Raw genomic sequence first — 21,103 nt, 5'->3', positions numbered from 1 at the left:
GGCACGGCCGGCGCGTCGGGGGCGTCGGGCGCGCAGGCGGCGTCCGCGGCCGGCACAGGCAGCGCCGCGACGCCGGGCCCCGCGACGAGCGGCGTGAAGTTCTCGGTGCCGCCGTCCGGCGACCTGCAGTACGACACCTTCTACAACGGGATGCAGAACATGATCGGCACGATCCACTGGCGCACCGACGGGCACGCATACGATCTGTCGGTATCGATGCCCGTGCCGTTCGTCGGTCCGTTCGCGTATCGCAGCGAAGGCCGCATCGATGCGTTCGGCGTCGCCCCCGACCGTTACGTGGAAAAGCGCGGCAAGCGGCCCGAGGACATCGCGATCTTCAATCGCGAGATCCGCCAGGTCGTGTTCACGCGCACGCCGAACAACGCGCCGCTGCCCGACGGCGTGCAGGATCGCTTCAGCATGCTGATGCAGCTGTCGGGGCTCGTGCGCGGCAATCCGTCCGCGTACAAGCCGGGCGTCACGCAGCAGTTCTTCGTGATCGACAACAACAGCGGCGAAACCTGGCCGATCACGGTGATCGGCGACGAGGACGTGCAGACGCAAGCCGGCATCGTGCGCGCCCGCCACTTCATGCGGCTGCCGCGCCGCGAGGGCGACACGCGGCGCATCGACATGTGGCTCGCGCCGTCGCTCGGCTGGCTGCCTGCGCGGCTCGTACAATCGGAACCGAACGGCGCGCAGATCGAGCTGCTGTGGCACGGCCCGCTCGCCCCGCCGGGCGCACCGGCCGATGCGGCGCCGGCACGAGGAACGGCGGATGCGCCGGCATCGGCGCCTGCCGCCACGACGCCGGCGTCAGCGCCAGCGCCGGCGCCGCTCGCGGAGCAGGCACAACCCGTGCAGCCGCCCGCGGTGCAGGCGCCCGCGTCGTCGCCTTCCACACCGTGAAATCGACGAATCGGCAATTTCGACCGATTAAAGAACCGGCCAAAATGGCCGATGACACTCTTTAACAACTATTTCAGTGCACCGGATCACAATAGGAACGTTTGATAGACATCGGCTTCTAACCGATACACCCCACGCAAACGGGAGAACGGGGTGTGCAGCGCAAGCCCCTTGAAACCGGCCAGGCCTGCCCCACCTACGGGACAACAAGGCCAGATGCCACTGCGAAGAGGAGTGCCGCCATGCAAATGATCTACAACAGCCCCAATTACTGCGTCGTCGAATTTGCGCCGCAGGCCGGACACCATCTGATGAACGCCGGCGGATATGAAATCGTCGACAAGAACGCGCAGCGCGAGATCTTCATCGACGGCGAGCTCGCCGAGCGGTTCCGCGCACACGTGAAGCAGCTGATCGAAGATGAACCGTCGCTCGACGAAGTCGACGAGTTCCTCGGACAATTCGACAGCCTGATGATGATGCCGGTCGTGCTGCACTGACGACCTTGCGGCCCGGCCGAGCGCCGGGCCGTTCGCCGCGCGCTTGCGCGGCATCGCGAGCACTCCGATCCAAGCCCCCGCCCCGGTTCGCCGGGCGGGGGTTTTCGTTTGGTTCCGGCCCGCGCGCGTTCGTTGCGCGGGCAACGCTCGAACGCAAGCGTCGTGGGGGCACGGCTTCGCACGCGGCAACGGCGCAACGGGCGCGCCACGCGCAGGCCGCGCTGCGCGGCCACGCGCCGCGCAAGGCCGGGCGGCGCACCGGCGCACCGGCTACAATGACGGTTTTCCCGTCTTCGCCCGTCTTCCGCCATGTCTGCGACCCCTCTCGCCGCTTCCGCCCCGCTCGACGCGCGCTACACGCGCGGCGCCGAACTGCCCGCGCTGCTGAAATCGCGCATCCTGATCCTCGACGGCGCGATGGGCACGATGATCCAGCGCTACAAGCTCGACGAGGCCGCGTATCGCGGCGAGCGCTTCAAGGACTTCCCGCGCGACATCAAGGGCAACAACGAACTGCTGTCGCTCACGCAGCCGCAGATCATCAGCGAGATCCACGATCAATACTTCGCGGCCGGCGCGGACATCGTCGAAACGAACACGTTCGGCGCGACGACGGTCGCGCAGGCCGACTACGGGATGGAAGACCTCGTCGTCGAGATGAACGTCGAATCGGCGCGGCTCGCGCGCGCGTCCGCCGCCAAGTATGCGACGCCCGACAAGCCGCGCTTCGTCGCCGGCGCGATCGGGCCGACGCCGAAGACGGCGAGCATCTCGCCGGACGTCAACGACCCGGGCGCGCGCAACGTCACGTTCGACGAGCTGCGCGACGCGTACTACCAGCAGGCGAAGGCGCTGCTCGACGGCGGCGTCGACCTGTTCCTCGTCGAGACGATCTTCGACACGCTGAACGCGAAGGCGGCGCTGTTCGCACTCGACGAGCTGTTCGAGAACACCGGCGAGCGCCTTCCGATCATGATCTCGGGCACCGTGACCGACGCGTCGGGCCGCATCCTGTCGGGCCAGACGGTCGAGGCGTTCTGGAATTCGCTGCGTCACGCGAAGCCGCTCACGTTCGGCCTGAACTGCGCGCTCGGCGCGGCGCTGATGCGCCCGTACATCGCCGAGCTCGCGAAGCTGTGCGACACCTACGTGTCGTGCTACCCGAACGCGGGCCTGCCGAACCCGATGAGCGACACCGGTTTCGACGAGACGCCGGACGTCACGTCGGGCCTGCTGAAGGAATTCGCGCAGGCCGGGCTCGTGAACCTCGCGGGCGGCTGCTGCGGCACGACGCCCGAACACATCGCCGAGATCGCGAAGGCGCTCGCCGACGTGAAACCGCGCCGCTGGCCGAGCCAGTACAGCGACGCCGCCTGACCGATAGCCTCAACGCCCCACATCACACGAATTCGCACCGCCATGACCGATCACACGATGCGCCTTGCCGGCCTCGAGCCGTTCAACGTCACGTCCGGGACGCTCTTCATCAACGTCGGCGAACGCACCAACGTCACCGGCTCGAAGGCGTTCGCGCGGATGATCCTCAACGGCCAGTTCGACGAGGCGCTCGCCGTCGCGCGCCAGCAGGTCGAGAACGGCGCGCAGGTGATCGACGTCAACATGGACGAGGCGATGCTCGATTCGAAGGCGGCGATGGTGCGCTTCCTGAACCTGATCGCGTCGGAGCCGGACATCGCGCGCGTGCCGATCATGATCGACTCGTCGAAGTGGGAAGTGATCGAAGCCGGCCTCAAGTGCGTGCAGGGCAAGGCGATCGTGAACTCGATCTCGCTGAAGGAAGGCGAGGACGCGTTCCGCCACCATGCGAACCTGATCCGCCGCTACGGCGCGGCCGCGGTCGTGATGGCGTTCGACGAGACGGGCCAGGCCGACACCTACCAGCGCAAGATCGACATCTGCAAGCGCTCGTACGACTTCCTAGTGAACGAAGTCGGCTTCCCGCCGGAAGACATCATCTTCGACCCGAACATCTTCGCGGTCGCGACCGGCATCGAGGAGCACAACAACTATGCGGTCGACTTCATCGAAGCGACCCGCTGGATCAAGCAGAACCTGCCGTATGCGAAGGTGAGCGGCGGCGTGTCGAACGTGTCGTTCTCGTTCCGCGGCAACGACCCGGTGCGCGAGGCGATCCACACCGTGTTCCTGTACCACGCGATCCAGGCGGGGATGGACATGGGCATCGTGAACGCGGGCCAGCTCGGCGTGTACGCCGATCTCGACCCGGAGCTGCGCGAGCACGTCGAGGACGTGATCCTGAACCGCCGCGCGGATTCCACCGACCGCCTGCTCGAGATCGCCGACAAGTTCAAGGCCGGCGGCGCGAAGAAGGAAGAGAACCTCGAGTGGCGCAACCAGCCGGTCGAGAAACGGCTGTCGCATGCGCTGGTGCACGGGATCACGACCTTCATCGTCGAGGATACCGAGGAAGTGCGCGCGAAGATCGCCGCGGCCGGCGGCCGCCCGATCAACGTGATCGAAGGCCCGCTGATGGACGGGATGAACATCGTCGGCGACCTGTTCGGCCAGGGCAAGATGTTCCTGCCGCAGGTCGTGAAATCGGCGCGCGTGATGAAGCAGGCCGTCGCGCACCTGATCCCGTTCATCGAGGAAGAAAAGCGGCTGCTCGCGGAAGCGGGCGGCGACGTGCGCGCGAAGGGCAAGATCGTGATCGCGACCGTCAAGGGCGACGTGCACGACATCGGCAAGAACATCGTGTCGGTCGTGCTCCAGTGCAACAACTTCGAAGTCGTCAACATGGGCGTGATGGTCCCGTGCAACGAAATCCTCGCGAAGGCGAAGGTCGAGGGCGCGGACATCATCGGGCTGTCGGGCCTCATCACGCCGAGCCTCGAGGAAATGGCGTACGTCGCGTCCGAAATGCAGCGCGACGACTACTTCCGCGTGAAGCAGATTCCGCTGCTGATCGGCGGCGCGACCACGTCGCGCGTGCACACGGCCGTGAAGATCGCGCCGCACTACGAAGGCCCGGTCGTGTACGTGCCGGACGCATCGCGCTCGGTGTCGGTCGCGTCGAACCTGCTGTCCGACGAAGGCGCGGCGAAGTACCTCGACGAACTGAAGTCCGACTACGAACGGATTCGCGACCAGCACGCGAACCGCAAGGCGCAGCCGATGGTCACGCTCGAGCAGGCGCGCGCGAACAAGACCAAGATCGACTGGGCGAACTACACGCCGGCGAAGCCGAAGTTCATCGGGCGCCGCGTGTTCAAGAACTACGACCTGAACGAGCTCGCGAACTACATCGACTGGGGCCCGTTCTTCCAGACCTGGGACCTCGCGGGCCCGTACCCGGCGATCCTGAACGACGAGATCGTCGGCGAATCGGCGCGGCGCGTGTTCTCCGACGCGAAGTCGATGCTCGCACGGCTGATCCAGGGCCGCTGGCTGACCGCGAACGGCGTGATCGCGCTGCTGCCGGCGAACACGGTGAACGACGACGACATCGAGATCTACACCGACGAATCGCGCTCGGAAGTGCTGCTCACGTGGCGCAACCTGCGCCAGCAGAGCGTGCGGCCGGTGGTCGACGGCGTGATGCGCCCGAACCGCTCGCTCGCCGATTTCATCGCGCCGAAGGATTCGGGCGTCGCCGACTACATCGGGATGTTCGCGGTGACGGCCGGCCTCGGCGTCGACGTGAAGGAAAAGCAGTTCGAAGCCGACCACGACGACTACAGCGCGATCATGCTGAAGGCGCTGGCCGACCGTTTCGCGGAAGCGTTCGCCGAAGCGATGCATGCGCGCGTGCGCCGCGAGCTGTGGGGGTATGCGAGCGGCGAGACGCTCGACAACGATGCGCTGATCGCCGAAAAGTACACGGGTATTCGTCCGGCGCCCGGCTACCCGGCGTGCCCGGATCACCTCGTGAAGCGCGACATGTTCGCCGCGCTGCACGCGGACGAAATCGGGATGAGCGTGACGGATTCGCTGGCGATGCTGCCGGCGGCGAGCGTCTCGGGCTTCTATCTCGCGCATCCGGACAGCCGCTACTTCTCGGTCGGCAAAATCGGGCAGGATCAGCTCGTCGACTATGCGCGGCGGATGGCGCTGTCGCTGGACGACGCACGGCGCGCACTGGCGCCGCAACTGTAACCGCGCACGCGACGGGCGCCGTTCGCCCGTCATTTGATCAGACGAATCAAAAAGCCCGCATCGTGCGGGCTTTTTCTCGTCTTACCGAACCTTCTGCATTCGCCTGATCAGAAGCCCCAATGCACGTCAGCCTGCCCGGCCTTCGCTTCGCGAAGCATCGTGAGGAACGGGGCGACGCGCTGCGCGAGGCTCGGCGGCACTTCGTGGTGCGCGTGGTCCGCATCGTCTTCGTGGAAATGGCCCGCGTGCTCGGCGCGCTCCTGCTTGGCCTGCGCGACCGCGCCTTCCAGCTTCGCGATCGCGTGGTCCAGTTCGTCGTGCGTAATCACGCCGCGTTCGCCCAGCTGCTTGCCGACGAGGCCCAGCACGTATACGGCGAAATCCTTCAGCACGTCGAGATCCTGTGCCGCCTTGCTCTTGAACGTAATCATGACAATTCCCTTTTCATCTTGTTGTGCCTGCGCGGCGCGGTTGGGGGGACGCCGGCAGGCCGGCGTCCGGCCTCGCGGACGCGGGGCGCCTGAGCGGCATATTAGCACCTGTTAAAATTCTGCGATCCCTGAAACGCGCGCTTAAAAAGCGCGCCGGCCGGCCGGCGTTTCCGGCCGCCACCAACGAAGCCTTCTACCAGCATGCTGCCAGCACACAAACAGACCCTCGAAGCCCTGCTCGCGGATAGCGTCACGCAGGTCGCACACGCGCTGAAAGGCGCCGACGCAGCGTTCGTCGCCCCCGCCATCACGCTCGAGCGCCCGAAGGTCGCCGCGCATGGCGACGTCGCGTGCAACGTCGCGATGCAGCTCGCCAAGCCGCTCGGCACGAACCCGCGCCAGCTCGCCGAGAAGATCGTCGCCGCGCTGACGGCGCAGCCGGCCGCGCAAGGCCTCGTCGATGCGGCCGAAATCGCGGGCCCCGGCTTCATCAACCTGCGCCTCACCGCCGCCGCGAAGCAGGCGGTGATCGGCGCCGTGTTCGCGCAGGGCCGCGCATTTGGCACGTCCGACCGCGAAAAGGGCAAGCAGGTGCTGCTCGAATTCGTGTCCGCGAACCCGACCGGCCCGCTGCACGTCGGCCATGGCCGCCAGGCGGCACTCGGCGACGTGCTCGCGAACGTGATCGCGAGCCAGGGCTACGCGGTGCACCGCGAGTTCTACTACAACGACGCCGGCGTGCAGATCGCCAACCTCGCGATCTCGACGCAGGCGCGCGCACGCGGACTGAAGCCGGGCGACGCGGGCTGGCCGGAAGCCGCGTACAACGGCGAATACATCGCCGACATCGCGCGCGACTACCTGAACCGCGAGACGGTCGCGGCGAAGGACGGCGAGCCGGTCACGGGCGCGGGCGACATCGACGATCTCGACGCGATCCGCAAGTTCGCGGTCGCGTACCTGCGGCACGAGCAGGACATGGACCTGCAGGCGTTCGGCGTGAAATTCGACCAGTACTACCTCGAATCGTCGCTGTACAGCGAAGGCCGGGTCGAGAAGACGGTCGACGCGCTGGTCAAGGCCGGCATGACGTACGAGCAGGACGGCGCGCTGTGGTTGCGCACGACCGACGAAGGCGACGACAAGGATCGCGTGATGCGCAAGTCGGACGGCACGTACACGTACTTCGTGCCGGACGTCGCGTATCACGTGACGAAATGGGAGCGCGGCTTCACGAAGGTGATCAACATCCAGGGCTCGGACCACCACGGCACGATCGCGCGCGTGCGCGCCGGCCTGCAGGGTCTGCACATCGGCATCCCGAAGGGCTATCCCGACTACGTGCTGCACAAGATGGTCACCGTGATGCGCGACGGCCAGGAAGTGAAGCTGTCGAAGCGCGCGGGCAGCTACGTGACGGTGCGCGACCTGATCGAATGGTCGGGCGGCGCGGCGCCGGGCCAGGAAGCGGCCCCCGACCTGATCGACGAGGCCACCATCACGCGCGGCCGCGACGCGGTGCGCTTCTTCCTGATCTCGCGCAAGGCCGACACCGAGTTCGTGTTCGACATCGACCTCGCGCTGAAACAGAACGACGAGAACCCGGTCTATTACGTCCAGTACGCGCATGCGCGGATCTGCTCGGTGCTCAACGAACTGAAGGCACGCTACAACGTCGACGTCGCGCAACTGCCGGGCGCCGATCTGTCGCAGCTCACGAGCGCGCAGGCCGTGTCGCTGATGCAGAAGCTGGCCGAATATCCGGACATGCTCACGCACGCGGCGAACGAACTGGCGCCGCACGCGGTCGCGTTCTACCTGCGCGATCTCGCTGGTGAATTCCACTCGTTCTACAATGCGGAGCGCGTGCTGGTCGACGACGAAGCGCCGCGCAACGCGCGCGCCGCGCTGCTCGCCGCCACCCGGCAGGTGCTCGAGAATGGCCTGACGGTGCTCGGCGTGTCCGCGCCCGCCAAGATGTAAGCAGCCCGGACCGGGGCAGCGAATGGCCGCGGCAGCGGCCGCCGTCGGGCGGCCGTCCCGGCCTTTTCACGATTCTTTTTGCAGGTGACTCAAGCAATGGCACAACCACGCCGAACTTCGAAGCAATCGAAACAAGCCGGAGGGACATTTCTTGGAATCGTGCTGGGCCTGATCGTCGGCCTCGCGATCGCGGTGGTGGTGGCGCTCTACATCACGCGTTCGCCGTCGCCGTTCGTGTCGAAGGTCGCGCCGCCGCCGGCCGACAGCGGCGCGAGTCAGCCACAGCAGTTCGATCCGAACCGCGCGCTGCAGGGCAAGACGCCCGGCCAGCCGGTGCCGCAGGCCGCGCAGTCCGCGCCGCCCAATACCGCGCCCGGCCAGGCCGCGAACCAGACCCAGGGCGGCCTGCTGCCCGAGCCGCAGATCGTCGAAGTGCCGCCGTCGGGCAATGCGAACGGCTCCAGCGGCTCGAACAACACCACCGCTTCGAACAACGCGTCGTCGGGCAACGGCGTCGCCGTCGCGCCGAAGCCGGCCGACACCACGCCGCCGCCGAAGAAGACGCAGCAGGCACAGCAACAACAGCAAGGCGGCGAGGACGACCTCGCGCGCTTCGCCGCGCAGAAGCAGGCGCAGCAGGCTGCCGCGCAAAAGCAGCAGCAACAGCAACTGGCGAACAACACGCCGAAGCCGACGTCGTCGGCCACGGCCGCCGCGGCAGCGAAGCCGCCGACCGCGAACGACGCGAACACCGGCTACTTCCTGCAGGTCGGCGCGTACAAGACGGAAAGCGACGCCGAGCAGCAGCGTGCGCGCCTCGGCTTCCAGGGCTTCGAATCGAAGGTGTCGAAGCGCGACGTCAGCGGCGTGACCTACTTCCGCGTGCGCGTCGGCCCGTTCTCGAAATTCGAGGATATGAACTCGGCCCGTCAGCGCCTGTCCGATGCAGGTGTCGACACGGCGGTGATCCGTTTCACGAAGCAGTAAGCAACCGGCCGCGCCCACGCAGATTCCGTTACGTTTCGTAACCCGAGCAACTGATTCGACGTTCACAACATGAAAAAACTGCTTAGCACGCTCCTTCTGTCCCTGGGTCTGGCCGCCGCCGGCTTAGCCCAGGCATCGCCGGCCGCACCGGCGTCCGGCAAGGACTTCGAGGTGATGAAGTCGCTGCAGCCGGTGTCCGCGCCGGCCGGCAAGGTGGAGGTCATCGAATTCTTCTGGTACGGCTGCCCGCACTGCTACGAATTCGAGCCGACGATCGAGGCGTGGGTGAAGAAGCAAGGCAACAACATCGACTTCAAGCGCGTGCCGGTCGCATTCCGTGACGATTTCATTCCGCACTCGAAGCTGTTCTACGCGGTGTCCGCGCTCGGCATCTCGGAGAAGGTCACGCCGGCGATCTTCAACGCGATCCACAAGCAGAAGAACTACCTGCTGACGCCGCAGGCGCAGGCCGACTTCCTCGCGACGCAGGGCGTCGACAAGAAGCAGTTCATGGACGCGTACAACTCGTTCAGCGTGCAGGGTCAGGTCAAGCAGTCGGCCGAGCTGCTGAAGAACTACGCGATCGACGGCGTGCCGACGGTCGTCGTCCAGGGCAAGTACAAGACGGGCCCGGCTTACACGAACAGCATCCCGGGTACCGCGCAGGTGCTCGACTACCTCGTGAAGCAAGTCCAGGACAAGAAGCTCTGATCCCCGCCCGCGCGCCGGCATGACTACTCCGCTGAAGGTCTTCATCACCGGCGCGTCGAGCGGCCTCGGCCTCGCGTTGGCCGACGAATACGCGCGCCAGGGCGCCACGCTCGCCCTCGTCGCGCGCCGCACCGATGCGCTCGATGCGTTCGCGCGTCGCTTCCCGAAGCTGTCCGTTTCCGTCTACTCCGCCGACGTGCGCGACGCCGATGCGCTCGCGACGGCCGCCGCGTCGTTCATCGCCGCGCACGGCTGCCCCGACGTCGTGATCGCGAATGCGGGCATCAGCCAGGGCGCCGTCACGGGCCAGGGCGATCTCGCGACGTTCCGCGACGTGATGGACGTCAACTACTACGGGATGGTCGCGACGTTCGAGCCGTTCGTCGGCCCGATGACGGCCGCGCGCCACGGCACGCTGGTCGGCGTCGCGAGCGTCGCCGGCGTGCGCGGGCTGCCCGGCTCCGGCGCGTACAGCGCGTCGAAGTCGGCCGCGATCAAGTATCTGGAGGCGCTGCGCGTCGAGCTGCGCCCGGCCGGCGTCGGCGTCGTGACGATCGCGCCCGGCTATATCCGCACGCCGATGACCGCGCACAACCCTTACCGGATGCCGTTCCTGATGGACGCCGATCGTTTCGCGGCCCGCGCCGCGCGTGCGATCGCGCGGCAGCACGCGTTTCGCGTGATTCCGTGGCAGATGGGCGTCGTCGCGAAGGTGCTGCACGTGCTGCCGCGCTGGCTCTACGATCGCCTGTTCGAGAAGGCGCCGCGCAAGCCGAAGGCCGGCGCGCACTGAGTTCAGCGCGCGCCTGGCGCGCTGCCGTGCCGCGTTGATGTTGCGCTGATAGCGCCGCGGCCGGTCCGGTTCATTGCGCATCGCACGCGGCCGCCGCGAGGCCGACGGTTCCGCGCCACTGATCGGCGCATTTCCGCACCGGGTTCGTCGCCAGCCCGCCGTCTCAACTGTCTCGTGTGCCTCACTGCCTCACCTGCCCACCCACCTCAGCCGCGTCGACTCGCTGTCTAGCGTCGCTCGCGCTCCCGCCGCCGCAACACGCATTCCGTCGCGAACGCAGCCGTTTTTTCGCTCAATTCACCGCGTTCCGACGCCTTATTCCACGCGCCGTGCGCTTTGACGGTATGCTATTCGCCAGCCGCGCGGCCCTTGTCCCCGACCGGGCCGCGCCCGCATTCCGGCATCCAGCAAAAATCACAAATCAGATGGGAGAACCTATGCACGTCAAGCTGTTCGCCGCGGCCGCGCTCGCCGCCGCCCTCGCCGCCCCGGGCCTCGCCGCCGCCAAGCCGCTCACCGTGTGCACGGAATCGAGCCCGGACGGCTTCGACGTCGTGCAATACAACTCGCTCGTCACGACCAACGCATCGGCCGACGTGATCTTCAACACGCTCGTGTCGTACGACGAAGCCGCGAAGAAGGTCGTGCCCGCGCTCGCCGACAAGTGGGAAGCCAGCGCCGACGGCCTTACATACACGTTCCACCTGCGTCCGAACGTCGCGTTCCAGACGACCGACTACTTCAAGCCGAGCCGCCCGCTGAACGCGGACGACGTCGTGTTCACGTTCTCGCGCATGCTCGACGATGCGAATCCGTGGCACAAGGTCGCCGGCGCGAGCGGCTTCCCGCACGCGCAGTCGATGGGCCTCGTGAAGCTCGTGAAGTCGGTCGCGAAGGTCGACGACAACACGGTGAAGTTCGTGCTGAACGAGCCGAACGCGACGTTCGTGCCGATCCTGACGATGGGCTTCGCGTCGATCTACTCGGCCGAATACGCCGACCAGCTGCTGAAGGCCGGCAAGCAGGCCGACCTGAACGCGAAGCCGATCGGCACCGGCCCGTTCGTGCTGAAGAGCTACACGAAGGACGCGCTGATCCGCTACGACGTGAACCCGACCTACTGGGGCGCGAAGCCGAAGGTCGACCGGCTGATCTACGCGATCACGCCCGATCCGTCGGTGCGCATGCAGAAGGTGAAGGCCGGCGAATGCCAGATCGCGCTGTCGCCGAAGCCGCAGGACGTGCTCGCCGCGAAGGGCGAAAGCGCGCTGAAGGTCGTGCAGACGCCCGCGTTCATGACCGCGTTCGTCGCGCTGAACACGCAGAAGAAGCCGCTAGACAACGACAAGGTGCGCGAGGCGCTGAATCTTGCGTTCGACCGCGCGACCTATCTGAAGGTGGTGTTCGACAACACGGCGACGCCGGCGAACAACCCGTATCCGCCGAACACGTGGAGCTACGCGAAGGACGTCGCGCCGTACGCGTACGATCCGGCGAAGGCGAAGCAGCTGCTCGCGCAGGCCGGCTTCCCGAACGGCTTCTCGACGACGATCTGGACGCGCCCGACCGGCAGCGTGCTGAACCCGAACCCGAAGGCGGGCGCCGAACTGCTGCAGGCCGATCTCGCGAAGATCGGCGTGAAGGCGGAAGTGAAGGTGATCGAATGGGGCGAGCTGATCAAGCAGGCGAAGCTCGGCCAGCATGACATGCTGTTCATGGGCTGGGCCGGCGACAACGGCGATCCGGACAACTATCTGTCGCCGCTGTTCAGCTGCAACGCGGTGAAGTCGGGCATCAACTTCGCGCGCTTCTGCGACGCGCAGCTCGACAAGCTGATCGGGGACGGCAAGTCGACGGCCGACCAGGCCAAGCGCGCGAAGCTGTATGAAGCGGCGCAGAAGATCATCCACGACCAGGCACTGTGGATTCCGCTCGGCTACCCGACCGCGGCCGCGCTCACGCGTCCGAACGTGAGCGGCTATCGCGTCAGCCCGTTCGGGCGGCAGAACTTCACGACGGTCGCCGTGCAGTAACCGCGCGTGGCGCGCTTGCTACACTGCGCGCTCATTCCTCGTACCGGACGCCAGCCAAAGTGAACAACTAAGCCTTTCCAAAAATGTTTTCGCCGCCGTGCCACGCACGCCGCGCGAAGGGTTTCACGCATTTTTCGGAGGTGCTTATGGCTGCTGCCACGCCGACCGGCGCGCTCGTCGCGCTTCATCACGTTTCCTTCCGCTTCGACGACGGCATCACGCTGTTCGATTCGCTCGACCTTTCCATCGACCGCACGCCGACAGGCATCGTCGGCCGCAACGGCGCCGGCAAGAGCCTGCTTGCGCAGTTGATCGCGGGCCGGCGCACGCCGAGCGCGGGCACGATCGAGCGGCACACGCCGGTCGTGTACGTCGCGCAGCAGCACGACGACACACCGGCCGGCGGCCCGCGGACGGTGGCGCAGATCGCCGCGCTCGATGCGCCGCTCGCGGCACTCGCGCGTGTCGCGGACGGCCGCGCGAGCGCGCACGACTTCGACCTGATCGGCGCTCGCTGGGACTTGGCCGAGCGGCTGCGCGCGGCGCTGGACGCAGCGGGCCTGCACGACGTGCATGCCGACATGCCCGCGGATGCATTGAGCGGCGGCCAGATGGCGCGCGTCGCGCTGATCGGCGCATTGCTGTCGGACGCCGGGCTGCTGGTGCTCGACGAACCGACGAACCACCTCGATGCGCCGGGCCGCGCGTGGCTGCGCGCGGCGCTCGACGGCTGGCGCGGCGGCGTCGTGCTCGTCAGCCATGATCGCGCGTTGCTTGCGCACGTCGAGCGCATCGTCGAAGTGACGCCGCACGGCGTGCGCACGTATGGCGGCAACTATGCGCTGTATCGCGCGCAGCGCGACGCGGAGCAGGATGCCGCGCAGGCCGCGCTCGATCACGCGCGGGCCGAGCGCGGGCGCGTCCGGCGCCGGCTCGAACGGGAACACGACACGATCCAGCGCCACGCGGCCGGCTCGCTGCGCGATGCGAAGACGGCCAACCTGTCGTCGATGGCGCGCCAGAGCCGCAAGGGCGCCGCACGCAACATCATGGGGACGGTCCGGCGCGATCAACGCGCATTCAAGGCGACGCTCGACGCGCGCGTGCACGACGCGGCCGCGCGCGTCGAAGCCGACGCGCCGGTGCTCGTGGCGTTGCCGGGCACCGAGGTCAGCGCGCGCCGCCAGCTGTTCGCGCTCGAATGCGCGCAATTGCCATGGCCCGCCGCGGGCCGCACGCACGCGCTCACGTGGTCGGCCAGCGGCCCGGTGCGCATCGCGCTGACGGGCCCGAACGGGTGCGGGAAATCCACGCTGCTGCGCATGCTCGCCGGCGAACTCGCGCCGCGCGCGGGCACCTGCACGACGCACGTGAGCACCGCGTATCTCGACCAGCGGCTCGCGCTGCTCGATCCGGATCGTTCGATCGTCGAGCAGTTGGGACGCCTCGGCACGCCGCTCGCCGAAGGCGACCTGCGCACCCGCCTCGCGCTGCTGCAGCTCGATGCCGCGCGCGCGACGCAGCCGGCGCACCGCCTGAGCGGCGGCGAGCGGTTGAAGGCCGCGCTCGCGTGCGCATTGTGGCGCGCCGTGCCCGCGCAGTTGCTGCTGCTCGACGAGCCGACCAATCACCTCGATCTCGAATCGGTGCGCGCGATCGAAGCCGCGCTGGCCGGCTTTCCCGGCGCGATCGTGGTCGCGTCGCACGACAGCGCGTTTCTCGCGGCGCTCGAACCGACGCACACGATGCAATGGCAGCACGACGCGTGGCGCTACGAACCCGCCGCGTGACGGCGACGATGCGCGCTCAGCGCGCGGTGCGGAAGCGAATCACGCCGTCGTCGCCCGGCTCGCGCACGAGTTCGCCCGCGAGCCACAGCAGGTTCAGGTGCGCGAGCGCCTCGCCGAGCGCGAACGTCATCTGGTGGATGTCGAGCTCGCGGCGGCGGAACATGATCGGCACGATGTCGGCCGCGCTCGCCGGCTGCTCCGCGCACGCGGCACGCACTTCGTCGAGCCGCGCGTCGTGGTGCGCGCGCAGTTGCGCGATGCGCGTGCGCACGCCGCGGAACGGCTTGCCATGCGACGGCAGCACGAGCGTGTCGGGCGCCATCGTCTCGTAGCGGCCGAGCGATTCCAGGTACAGCGCGAGCGGGTTCGCCTCCGGTTCGAGATCGAACACCGATACGTTGGTCGAGATCCGCGGCAGCACCATGTCGCCGGAGATCAGCACGCCGTCCGCGTCGCTGTGGAGTGCGCAATGTTCGGGCGAATGGCCGTAACCGGTCACGACGCGCCACGTGCGCGCGCCGATCGTCACCGCGTCGCCGTCGCGCAGGCGCCGATAGCGCGGCGGCACGGCCGGCACGAGATCCGAGTAGTAGCTGCGGCGGCTGCGCAGCTTGTCGAGCGCGACCGGATCGGTCAGCCCGTGGCGCGCGAAGTGATCGGCCGCAGCCGCGCCGCCGGCGTTCGAACCGTTGCCGGCGGCCATCAGGCAGCCGAACATGTATTCGCCGAGCGTCATCCACAGCCGTACGTTCCAGCGGCCCTTGTCGCCGCCTTCGCAGATCCAGTTCGCGAGGCCGAAGTGATCGGGATGACAGTGCGTGACGAGCACGCGCAACACCGGCAGCCCGTCGAGATGCGCATCGAAGATATGTTCCCAGTGCGTACGGATCGCGTCCGACGAAATTCCGCAGTCGACGATCGTCCAGCCGGCCTGCCCGTCGATCTCGTCACGCAGCAGCCACAGGTTGATGTGGTCGAGCGAAAACGGCAGCGGCATGCGCAGCCAGCGCACGCCGGGCGCGACCTCGAACGTGTCGCCCGCGGCGGGCAGCGTGTCGGCGAAGGGATAGTCGAGTTGGTGTTCCAGTGCGTTCATCGGTGGGGTGTCTCGTCGTTGTCTGGCCGAATGCGGCGGCGAATCCGGGAGCCGGCGCGCGCGGGCGGCGCCGCGGCAGGCATCGCGCCGATTCTATCGCCGTCGCGCGGAACGCGTGTCCGGGCGGCGCCGGCCGGTCAAAAAGTTCGTGTCAGAATCGGTTCCGTACCCGTATCTTTACGCGAAGATGCACCGAACGGCATTCAACGGCCAATAAACTGCCGATTGGCGACGCTCGGCACCGGACCCCGAAACTCATTGAAACGCCGACTTGGGCGCTAAAATGGCGAGTGCTTACAGTCCCTCTCGAACGAGCCTGCACGCAATGAATCACTTCCCCAAACTGCTGTCGTCGCAGATCGGTTTCGACGTCGCGCAGACGATGCTCGAATACTTCGACCGCCACTACCGGATCTTCCGGGAAGCGGCCGTCGAAGCGAAGACGCTATACGAGCGCGCCGACTGGCACGGGCTGCAGCGGCTGGCGCGGGAGCGCATCACGTCGTACGACGATCGCGTGAAGGAGTGCGTGGAGGTGCTGCAGGACGAATACGACGCAGAGGACATCGACGACGACGTGTGGCAGCAGATCAAGCTGCACTACATCGGCCTGCTCACGTCGCATCGCCAGCCGGAGTGCGCGGAAACGTTCTTCAATTCGGTGTGCTGCACGATCCTGCACCGCTCGTATTTCAACAACGATTTCATCTTCGTGCGGCCGGCGATCTCGACCGAATACCTGGAGAACGACGAGCCGGCCGCGAAGCCGACCTATCGCGCGTACTACCCGGCCACCGACGGGCTCGCGGCCACGCTCGAGCGCATCGTCACGAACTTCCAGCTGGAGCCGCCGTTCGAGGATCTCGCGCGGGACATCGGCTGCGTGATGCAGGCGATCACCGACGAATTCGGCCAGTTCGACGAAGCGCCGAATTTCCAGATCCACGTGCTGTCGTCACTGTTCTTCCGCAACAAGAGCGCGTACATCGTCGGCCGCATCATCAACGGCGATCGCGTGCTGCCGTTCGCGGTGCCGATCCGCCACGTGCGCCCGGGCCTGCTCGCGCTCGACACCGTGCTGCTGCGCCGCGACCAGCTGCAGATCATCTTCAGCTTCTCGCACTCGTATTTCCTCGTCGACATGGGCGTGCCGTCCGCGTACGTGGATTTCCTCTGCACGATCATGCCGGGCAAGCCGAAGGCGGAAATCTACACGTCGGTCGGCCTGCAGAAGCAGGGCAAGAACCTGTTCTACCGCGACCTGCTGCACCATCTGTCGCATTCGAGCGACCGCTTCATCATCGCGCCCGGGATCAAGGGCCTCGTGATGCTCGTGTTCACGCTGCCGTCGTTCCCGTACGTGTTCAAGATCATCAAGGATCACTTCCCGCCGCCGAAGGAAACGACGCGCGCGCAGATCATGGAGAAGTACCAGCTCGTGAAGCGCCACGACCGGCTCGGGCGGATGGCCGACACGCTCGAGTATTCGAGCGTCGCACTGCCGCTCGCGCGGCTCGATCACGCGCTCGTGCGCGAGCTGGAGAAGGAAGTGCCGTCGCTGCTCGAATACGAGGACGACAACCTCGTGATCAAGCACCTGTACATCGAGCGCCGGATGACGCCGCTGAACCTGTACCTGCAGAACGGCACCGACGCGGACGTCGAGCACGGCGTGAAGGAGTACGGCAACGCGGTGAAGGAGCTGATGAAGGCGAACATCTTCCCCGGCGACATGCTGTACAAGAACTTCGGCGTCACGCGCCACGGCCGCGTCGTGTTCTACGACTACGACGAGATCGAGTACCTGACCGACTGCAACGTGCGCCGCGTGCCGCCGCCGCGCAACGAGGAAGACGAACTGTCCGGCGAACCGTGGTACACGGTCGGCCCGCACGACATCTTTCCGGAGACCTACGGTCCGTTCCTGCTCGGCGATCCGCGCGTGCGCGCGGTCTTCATGAAGCATCACGCGGACTTCTTCGACCCCGCGCTGTGGCAGGCCAGCAAGGACAAGCTGCTGCAGGGCGAGTTGCCCGATTTTTACCCGTACGACGCGTCGCTGCGCTTTTGCGAGCGCTACCGCGCACGCTTCGACGCGACGGCAGACGCCGGCGACAGCGACCGCGCGGCCGCCGCGCAGCGCGCCGCGTGACGCACGGCCGATACGAACCGATCCCAACCTTTATCGACCGCTTTCCGCCAACGGAATCCACACCGATGAATACCCAAGACAATCCGCTTTCACATCTGTTCGACAACAACGACGCATGGGTCAAGCGCCAGCTCGCCGACGATCCGGAATTCTTCGCGCGTCTCGCGGACCAGCAGGCGCCTGAATATCTGTGGATCGGCTGCTCGGATTCGCGCGTGCCCGCGAACCAGATCATCGGCCTGCCGCCGGGCGAAGTGTTCGTCCACCGCAACATCGCGAACGTCGTCGTGCACAGCGACCTGAACTGCCTGTCGGTGATCCAGTTCGCGGTCGACATCCTGCGCGTGAAGCACATCATGGTCGTCGGCCACTACGGCTGCTCGGGCGTGAACGCCGCGCTGCACAACCGCCGCGTCGGCCTCGCGGACAACTGGCTGCATCACGTGCAGGACGTGCGCGAACGCCACGCGGCGCTGCTCGACGAATGGCCGGTGGGCGAAGCGCGCTATCGCCGCCTGATCGAGCTGAACGCGATCGAGCAGGTGGTCAACGTGTGCCGCACGACGATCGTCAACGACGCGTGGGCGCGCGGCCAGTCGCTGACCGTGCACGCGCTCGTGTACGGCGTGCACGACGGCCGGATGCGCAACCTCGGGATGGCCGTGTCGAACTTCGATGCGCTCGACGATACGTACAAGCGCTGTGTCGCCGCGCTCACCGCGCGCGGCCAGCATGCGCCGGACAACGACATGGTCGCGGCCGACGCCGCGCGGCTCGAGGGCGTCGCGCAGGCGGTCGCCGATACGCTGAAGCCGTGCGGCGACGCGCAGTAACCGGCGCCGTGGGCAACGCGGCGCGGCGCAGCGCCGCGCGTCGCGTTGCGTCATCCGGACGAATACGTGTCATCACCGCGGCCGCGACGGCATCGAACTGATCTGACACCGATACACTGCCGCGACGGCGGTGCAACGCAAAGGAGCGGCGAACATGAAAACCGTATTGATCGTCGGCGCATCGCGCGGCCTCGGACGCGAATTCGTCCGGCAATACCGGCGCGACGGCTGGAACGTGATCGCGACCGCGCGCGACGACGCGTCGCTCGCCGCGCTGCGCAGCCTCGGCGCGCACGCGCACGCGCTCGACATCGCGCAGCCCGAACAGATCGCGGCGCTCGGCTGGAAGCTCGACGGCGAACGGCTCGACGCGGCCGTGCTGGTGTCGGGCGTGTACGGGCCGCGCACCGAAGGCGTCGAGACGATCTCCGCCGAGGATTTCGACGCGGTGATGCATACGAACGTGCGCGGACCGATGCAGTTGCTGCCGCTCCTGCTGCCGCTCGTCGAGGACGCGCGCGGCGTGCTGGCCGTCGTGTCGAGCCGGATGGGCAGTATCGCGGAAGCGACCGGCACGACCGGCTGGCTGTACCGCGCGAGCAAGGCGGCGCTGAACGACGTGCTGCGCATCGCATCGCTGCAGACGCGCCACGCCGCGTGCATCTCGCTGCATCCCGGCTGGGTGCGCACCGACATGGGCGGCGCGCAGGCCGCGATCGATCCGGAAACGAGCGTGACCGGCATGCGCCGCGTGATCGCCGAAGCCGGTGCGGACGTGTCGCAGGCCAACGGCCGTTTCTTCCAGTACGACGGCGTCGAGCTCAGCTGGTAAGCCGGCATCACAACCCGGCGTCGTTAATTCCCGATTCGCATGATTTTGAACCGACCCGACGCGTGCCCGTGCGGCGGCGCGTCCCCTGCCCCGGCCGGCAAAGCCGCGCCGCCGCGCTACGCGGCCTGCTGCGGCCGCTTCATCGACGGCGGTGAAGCCGCTTCCACCGCGCTCGAGTTGATGCGCTCGCGGTACAGCGCGTACGTGCTCGGCGCGACCGGCTACCTGCGCGCGACCTGGGATGCGCGCACCTGCCCGGCCGATCTGGATGCCGACCCGAATGCGCCCGACGCGCCGCGCTGGCTCGGCCTCGCGGTCAAACGCCATGTCCAGTTCGACGAACGGCGCGCGGAGGTCGAATTCGTGGCCCGCTACAAGGTCGGCGGGCGCGCATACCGGCTCCACGAGACGAGTCGCTTCACGCGCGACGAGCACGGTTTCTGGCGCTATGTCGACGGCGAAGTAAGCGAACGCTGACAAATGGTTGCTGTGTCAGACGCCGGGTAATTCCTGCATTGCACAACCTGATTTTGTCGGGCTAGGATGGCCGTCAGATTGGTCATGTTGCATGGCAGGGCTTACGAATGGCGTTCAGCAAGGTATTGGTGGGATGGATGGCGGCCTGTGCGCTGTCGGCCGCTCAGGCCGGTACGCTGTCGAACGCAAATGCCGGTGCGGCCACGGCCAGCGGATCGCTCGCTCACGCCGAGCGCTTCGATTACGGCGACTCGCGCCTCCCGCAGGTCGCCGCGAACCTCAACGAACAGATCATCAGCATTCCCGCCAACGCCGCGGGCTCCGTGATGCTCGAGGCCACGCTATTCAAGCCGGACGGCCCCGGCCCGTTCCCGCTCGTCGTCTTCAACCACGGCAAGAACGCCGGCGATCTGCATCAGCAGCCGCGCAGCCGGCCGCTCGCGTTCGCGCGCGAATTCGTGCGCCGCGGCTATGCGGTGATCGCACCGAACCGCCAAGGCTTCGCCGGATCGGGCGGCACGTATCAGCAGGAAGGCTGCAACGTCGGCAAGAACGGCCTCGCGCAGGCGGCCGACGTCGCCGCGACCGTGCGCTACATGTCGCATCAGTCGTACATCGACGCATCGCGCATCGTCGTCGCGGGCACGTCGCACGGCGGGCTCGTGTCGGTCGCGTACGGCACCGAAGCGGCGCCCGGCGTGCGCGGCATCATCAACTTCTCCGGCGGGCTGCGCCAGGATCTCTGCGACGGCTGGCAGCGCAACCTCGTCGAAGCGTTCGACCAGTACGGCGCGCATACGGCCGTGCGCTCGCTGTGGCTGTACGGCGACAACGATTCGGTGTGGACGCCCGCGCTCGTCGCGCGGATGCACGACGCATACGTGTCGCACGGCACGCAGGCGCAGTTCATCGATTTCGGCCGCTACAAGGACGACGCGCATCGGCTGATCGTCGATCGCGATGGCGTGCCCGTGTGGTGGCCGGCCGTGCATGCGTTCCTCGCGGAGCTGAACCTGCCGACGTCGGTCCGCTACGCCGTTGCCGACCCGCACGAACCGAAAGCGACCGGCTACGCGTCGATCGATGCGGTCGATGCGGTGCCGTTCGTCGACGAGGCCGGCCGCGAAGGCTATCGCCGCTTCCTGAGCCAGCATCCGAGCCGCGCATTCGCGGTGTCGTCGGAAGGCGCGTGGTCGTGGGCCGAAGGCGGCGACGATCCGATGGCGCTCGCGCTCGACAACTGCGCGAAGCAAGGTGCGGGCGCATGCCGGCTGTATGCGGTGAACGACCGCGTCGTGTGGAGCGGCAACGCGACGCAGACGGCCGATAACGGCGACAGCAGCACGCACGACGCCGCTACGCACGCGCTGGCTTCGCGCTGACGCGCGACCGCGCAAGTCGGCGTGACGCTTCGCGCGTCGAACTTTTCCTTCTTTCCC

The 21,103-nt window shown here is 67.3% G+C and carries 17 protein-coding genes; 15 read left to right on the top strand and 2 right to left on the bottom strand.

The window, feature by feature from the left end; translation table 11 throughout:
* The 4 genes from BSE24067_RS25960 to metH form a co-directional block, all read left to right on the top strand.
* Window positions 1-909, top strand: a 909-nt coding sequence (locus BSE24067_RS25960) for a DUF3108 domain-containing protein (RefSeq protein ID WP_174904903.1), incomplete at its 5' end; no start/stop codon positions are given.
* 242 nt (window positions 910-1,151) lie between these two features.
* Window positions 1,152-1,409 (top strand): BTH_I0359 family protein, encoded by a 258-nt coding sequence (locus BSE24067_RS25955; RefSeq protein WP_006477667.1) that lies wholly within the window; start codon window positions 1,152-1,154, stop codon window positions 1,407-1,409.
* A gap of 309 nt (window positions 1,410-1,718) precedes the next feature.
* The gene (locus BSE24067_RS25950) at window positions 1,719-2,786 is read left to right on the top strand and encodes a homocysteine S-methyltransferase family protein (RefSeq protein ID WP_151065609.1); all 1,068 of its coding nucleotides are present in this window, start codon (window positions 1,719-1,721) and stop codon (window positions 2,784-2,786) included.
* Between the two features lie 42 nt (window positions 2,787-2,828).
* Window positions 2,829-5,546, top strand: a complete 2,718-nt coding sequence (metH, locus tag BSE24067_RS25945; RefSeq protein ID WP_151065610.1) for a methionine synthase — start codon at window positions 2,829-2,831, stop codon at window positions 5,544-5,546.
* A 107-nt stretch (window positions 5,547-5,653) separates the two neighbouring features.
* On the opposite strand, the gene BSE24067_RS25940 is transcribed toward metH, so the two are convergent.
* On the bottom strand, window positions 5,654-5,977 hold the full coding sequence (locus tag BSE24067_RS25940) for a DUF1840 domain-containing protein (protein WP_040142233.1): 324 nt from the start codon (window positions 5,975-5,977) through the stop codon (window positions 5,654-5,656).
* Between the two features lie 201 nt (window positions 5,978-6,178).
* On the opposite strand from BSE24067_RS25940, the gene argS reads away from it, so the two are divergent.
* The 6 genes from argS (at window position 6,179) to BSE24067_RS25910 (ending at window position 14,274) form a co-directional block, all read left to right on the top strand.
* Entirely contained in the window at window positions 6,179-7,960 is a 1,782-nt protein-coding gene (gene argS / locus BSE24067_RS25935; RefSeq protein WP_151065611.1) for an arginine--tRNA ligase, read from the top strand.
* A 96-nt stretch (window positions 7,961-8,056) separates the two neighbouring features.
* Window positions 8,057-8,947, top strand: coding sequence for an SPOR domain-containing protein (locus tag BSE24067_RS25930; protein WP_151065612.1), 891 nt, complete (start codon window positions 8,057-8,059; stop codon window positions 8,945-8,947).
* 69 nt (window positions 8,948-9,016) lie between these two features.
* The gene (locus BSE24067_RS25925) at window positions 9,017-9,658 is read left to right on the top strand and encodes a thiol:disulfide interchange protein DsbA/DsbL (protein ID WP_151065613.1); all 642 of its coding nucleotides are present in this window, start codon (window positions 9,017-9,019) and stop codon (window positions 9,656-9,658) included.
* Window positions 9,659-9,677: 19 nt separating this feature from the next.
* Complete coding sequence (locus BSE24067_RS25920; RefSeq protein WP_151065614.1) at window positions 9,678-10,451, top strand: SDR family oxidoreductase; 774 nt, start codon at window positions 9,678-9,680, stop codon at window positions 10,449-10,451.
* 437 nt (window positions 10,452-10,888) lie between these two features.
* Window positions 10,889-12,484: an ABC transporter substrate-binding protein gene (locus BSE24067_RS25915; protein ID WP_151065615.1), complete on the top strand. Its 1,596-nt coding sequence runs from the start codon at window positions 10,889-10,891 to the stop codon at window positions 12,482-12,484.
* Window positions 12,485-12,630: 146 nt separating this feature from the next.
* A complete protein-coding gene (locus BSE24067_RS25910; protein WP_151065616.1) occupies window positions 12,631-14,274 on the top strand; it encodes an ABC-F family ATP-binding cassette domain-containing protein in 1,644 nt (547 codons plus the stop codon).
* A 16-nt stretch (window positions 14,275-14,290) separates the two neighbouring features.
* Here BSE24067_RS25910 and BSE24067_RS25905 read toward each other — a convergent pair whose 3' ends face one another.
* Window positions 14,291-15,370, bottom strand: a complete 1,080-nt coding sequence (locus tag BSE24067_RS25905) for an MBL fold metallo-hydrolase (protein ID WP_151065617.1) — start codon at window positions 15,368-15,370, stop codon at window positions 14,291-14,293.
* A gap of 325 nt (window positions 15,371-15,695) precedes the next feature.
* Here BSE24067_RS25905 and aceK point away from each other — a divergent pair, with 325 nt between their 5' ends.
* From aceK to BSE24067_RS25880, 5 genes are all read left to right on the top strand, one after another.
* Complete coding sequence (gene aceK / locus BSE24067_RS25900) at window positions 15,696-17,522, top strand: bifunctional isocitrate dehydrogenase kinase/phosphatase (RefSeq protein WP_151065618.1); 1,827 nt, start codon at window positions 15,696-15,698, stop codon at window positions 17,520-17,522.
* A 65-nt stretch (window positions 17,523-17,587) separates the two neighbouring features.
* The gene (can, locus tag BSE24067_RS25895) at window positions 17,588-18,355 is read left to right on the top strand and encodes a carbonate dehydratase (protein WP_151065619.1); all 768 of its coding nucleotides are present in this window, start codon (window positions 17,588-17,590) and stop codon (window positions 18,353-18,355) included.
* A gap of 154 nt (window positions 18,356-18,509) precedes the next feature.
* Entirely contained in the window at window positions 18,510-19,187 is a 678-nt protein-coding gene (locus BSE24067_RS25890) for an SDR family oxidoreductase (protein ID WP_151065620.1), read from the top strand.
* A gap of 39 nt (window positions 19,188-19,226) precedes the next feature.
* Window positions 19,227-19,664: a YchJ family protein gene (locus BSE24067_RS25885; RefSeq protein WP_151065621.1), complete on the top strand. Its 438-nt coding sequence runs from the start codon at window positions 19,227-19,229 to the stop codon at window positions 19,662-19,664.
* 107 nt (window positions 19,665-19,771) lie between these two features.
* Window positions 19,772-21,046, top strand: coding sequence for a dienelactone hydrolase family protein (locus BSE24067_RS25880; RefSeq protein ID WP_151065622.1), 1,275 nt, complete (start codon window positions 19,772-19,774; stop codon window positions 21,044-21,046).
* The last annotated feature ends 57 nt before the right edge of the window (window positions 21,047-21,103 follow it).

The sequence above is a fragment of the Burkholderia latens genome (assembly GCF_902499045.1).
Taxonomy (GTDB): Bacteria; Pseudomonadota; Gammaproteobacteria; order Burkholderiales; family Burkholderiaceae; genus Burkholderia; species Burkholderia latens.
Note: the sequence above shows the minus strand (reverse complement) of the source record. Positions and strands in the feature narration are given on the sequence as shown.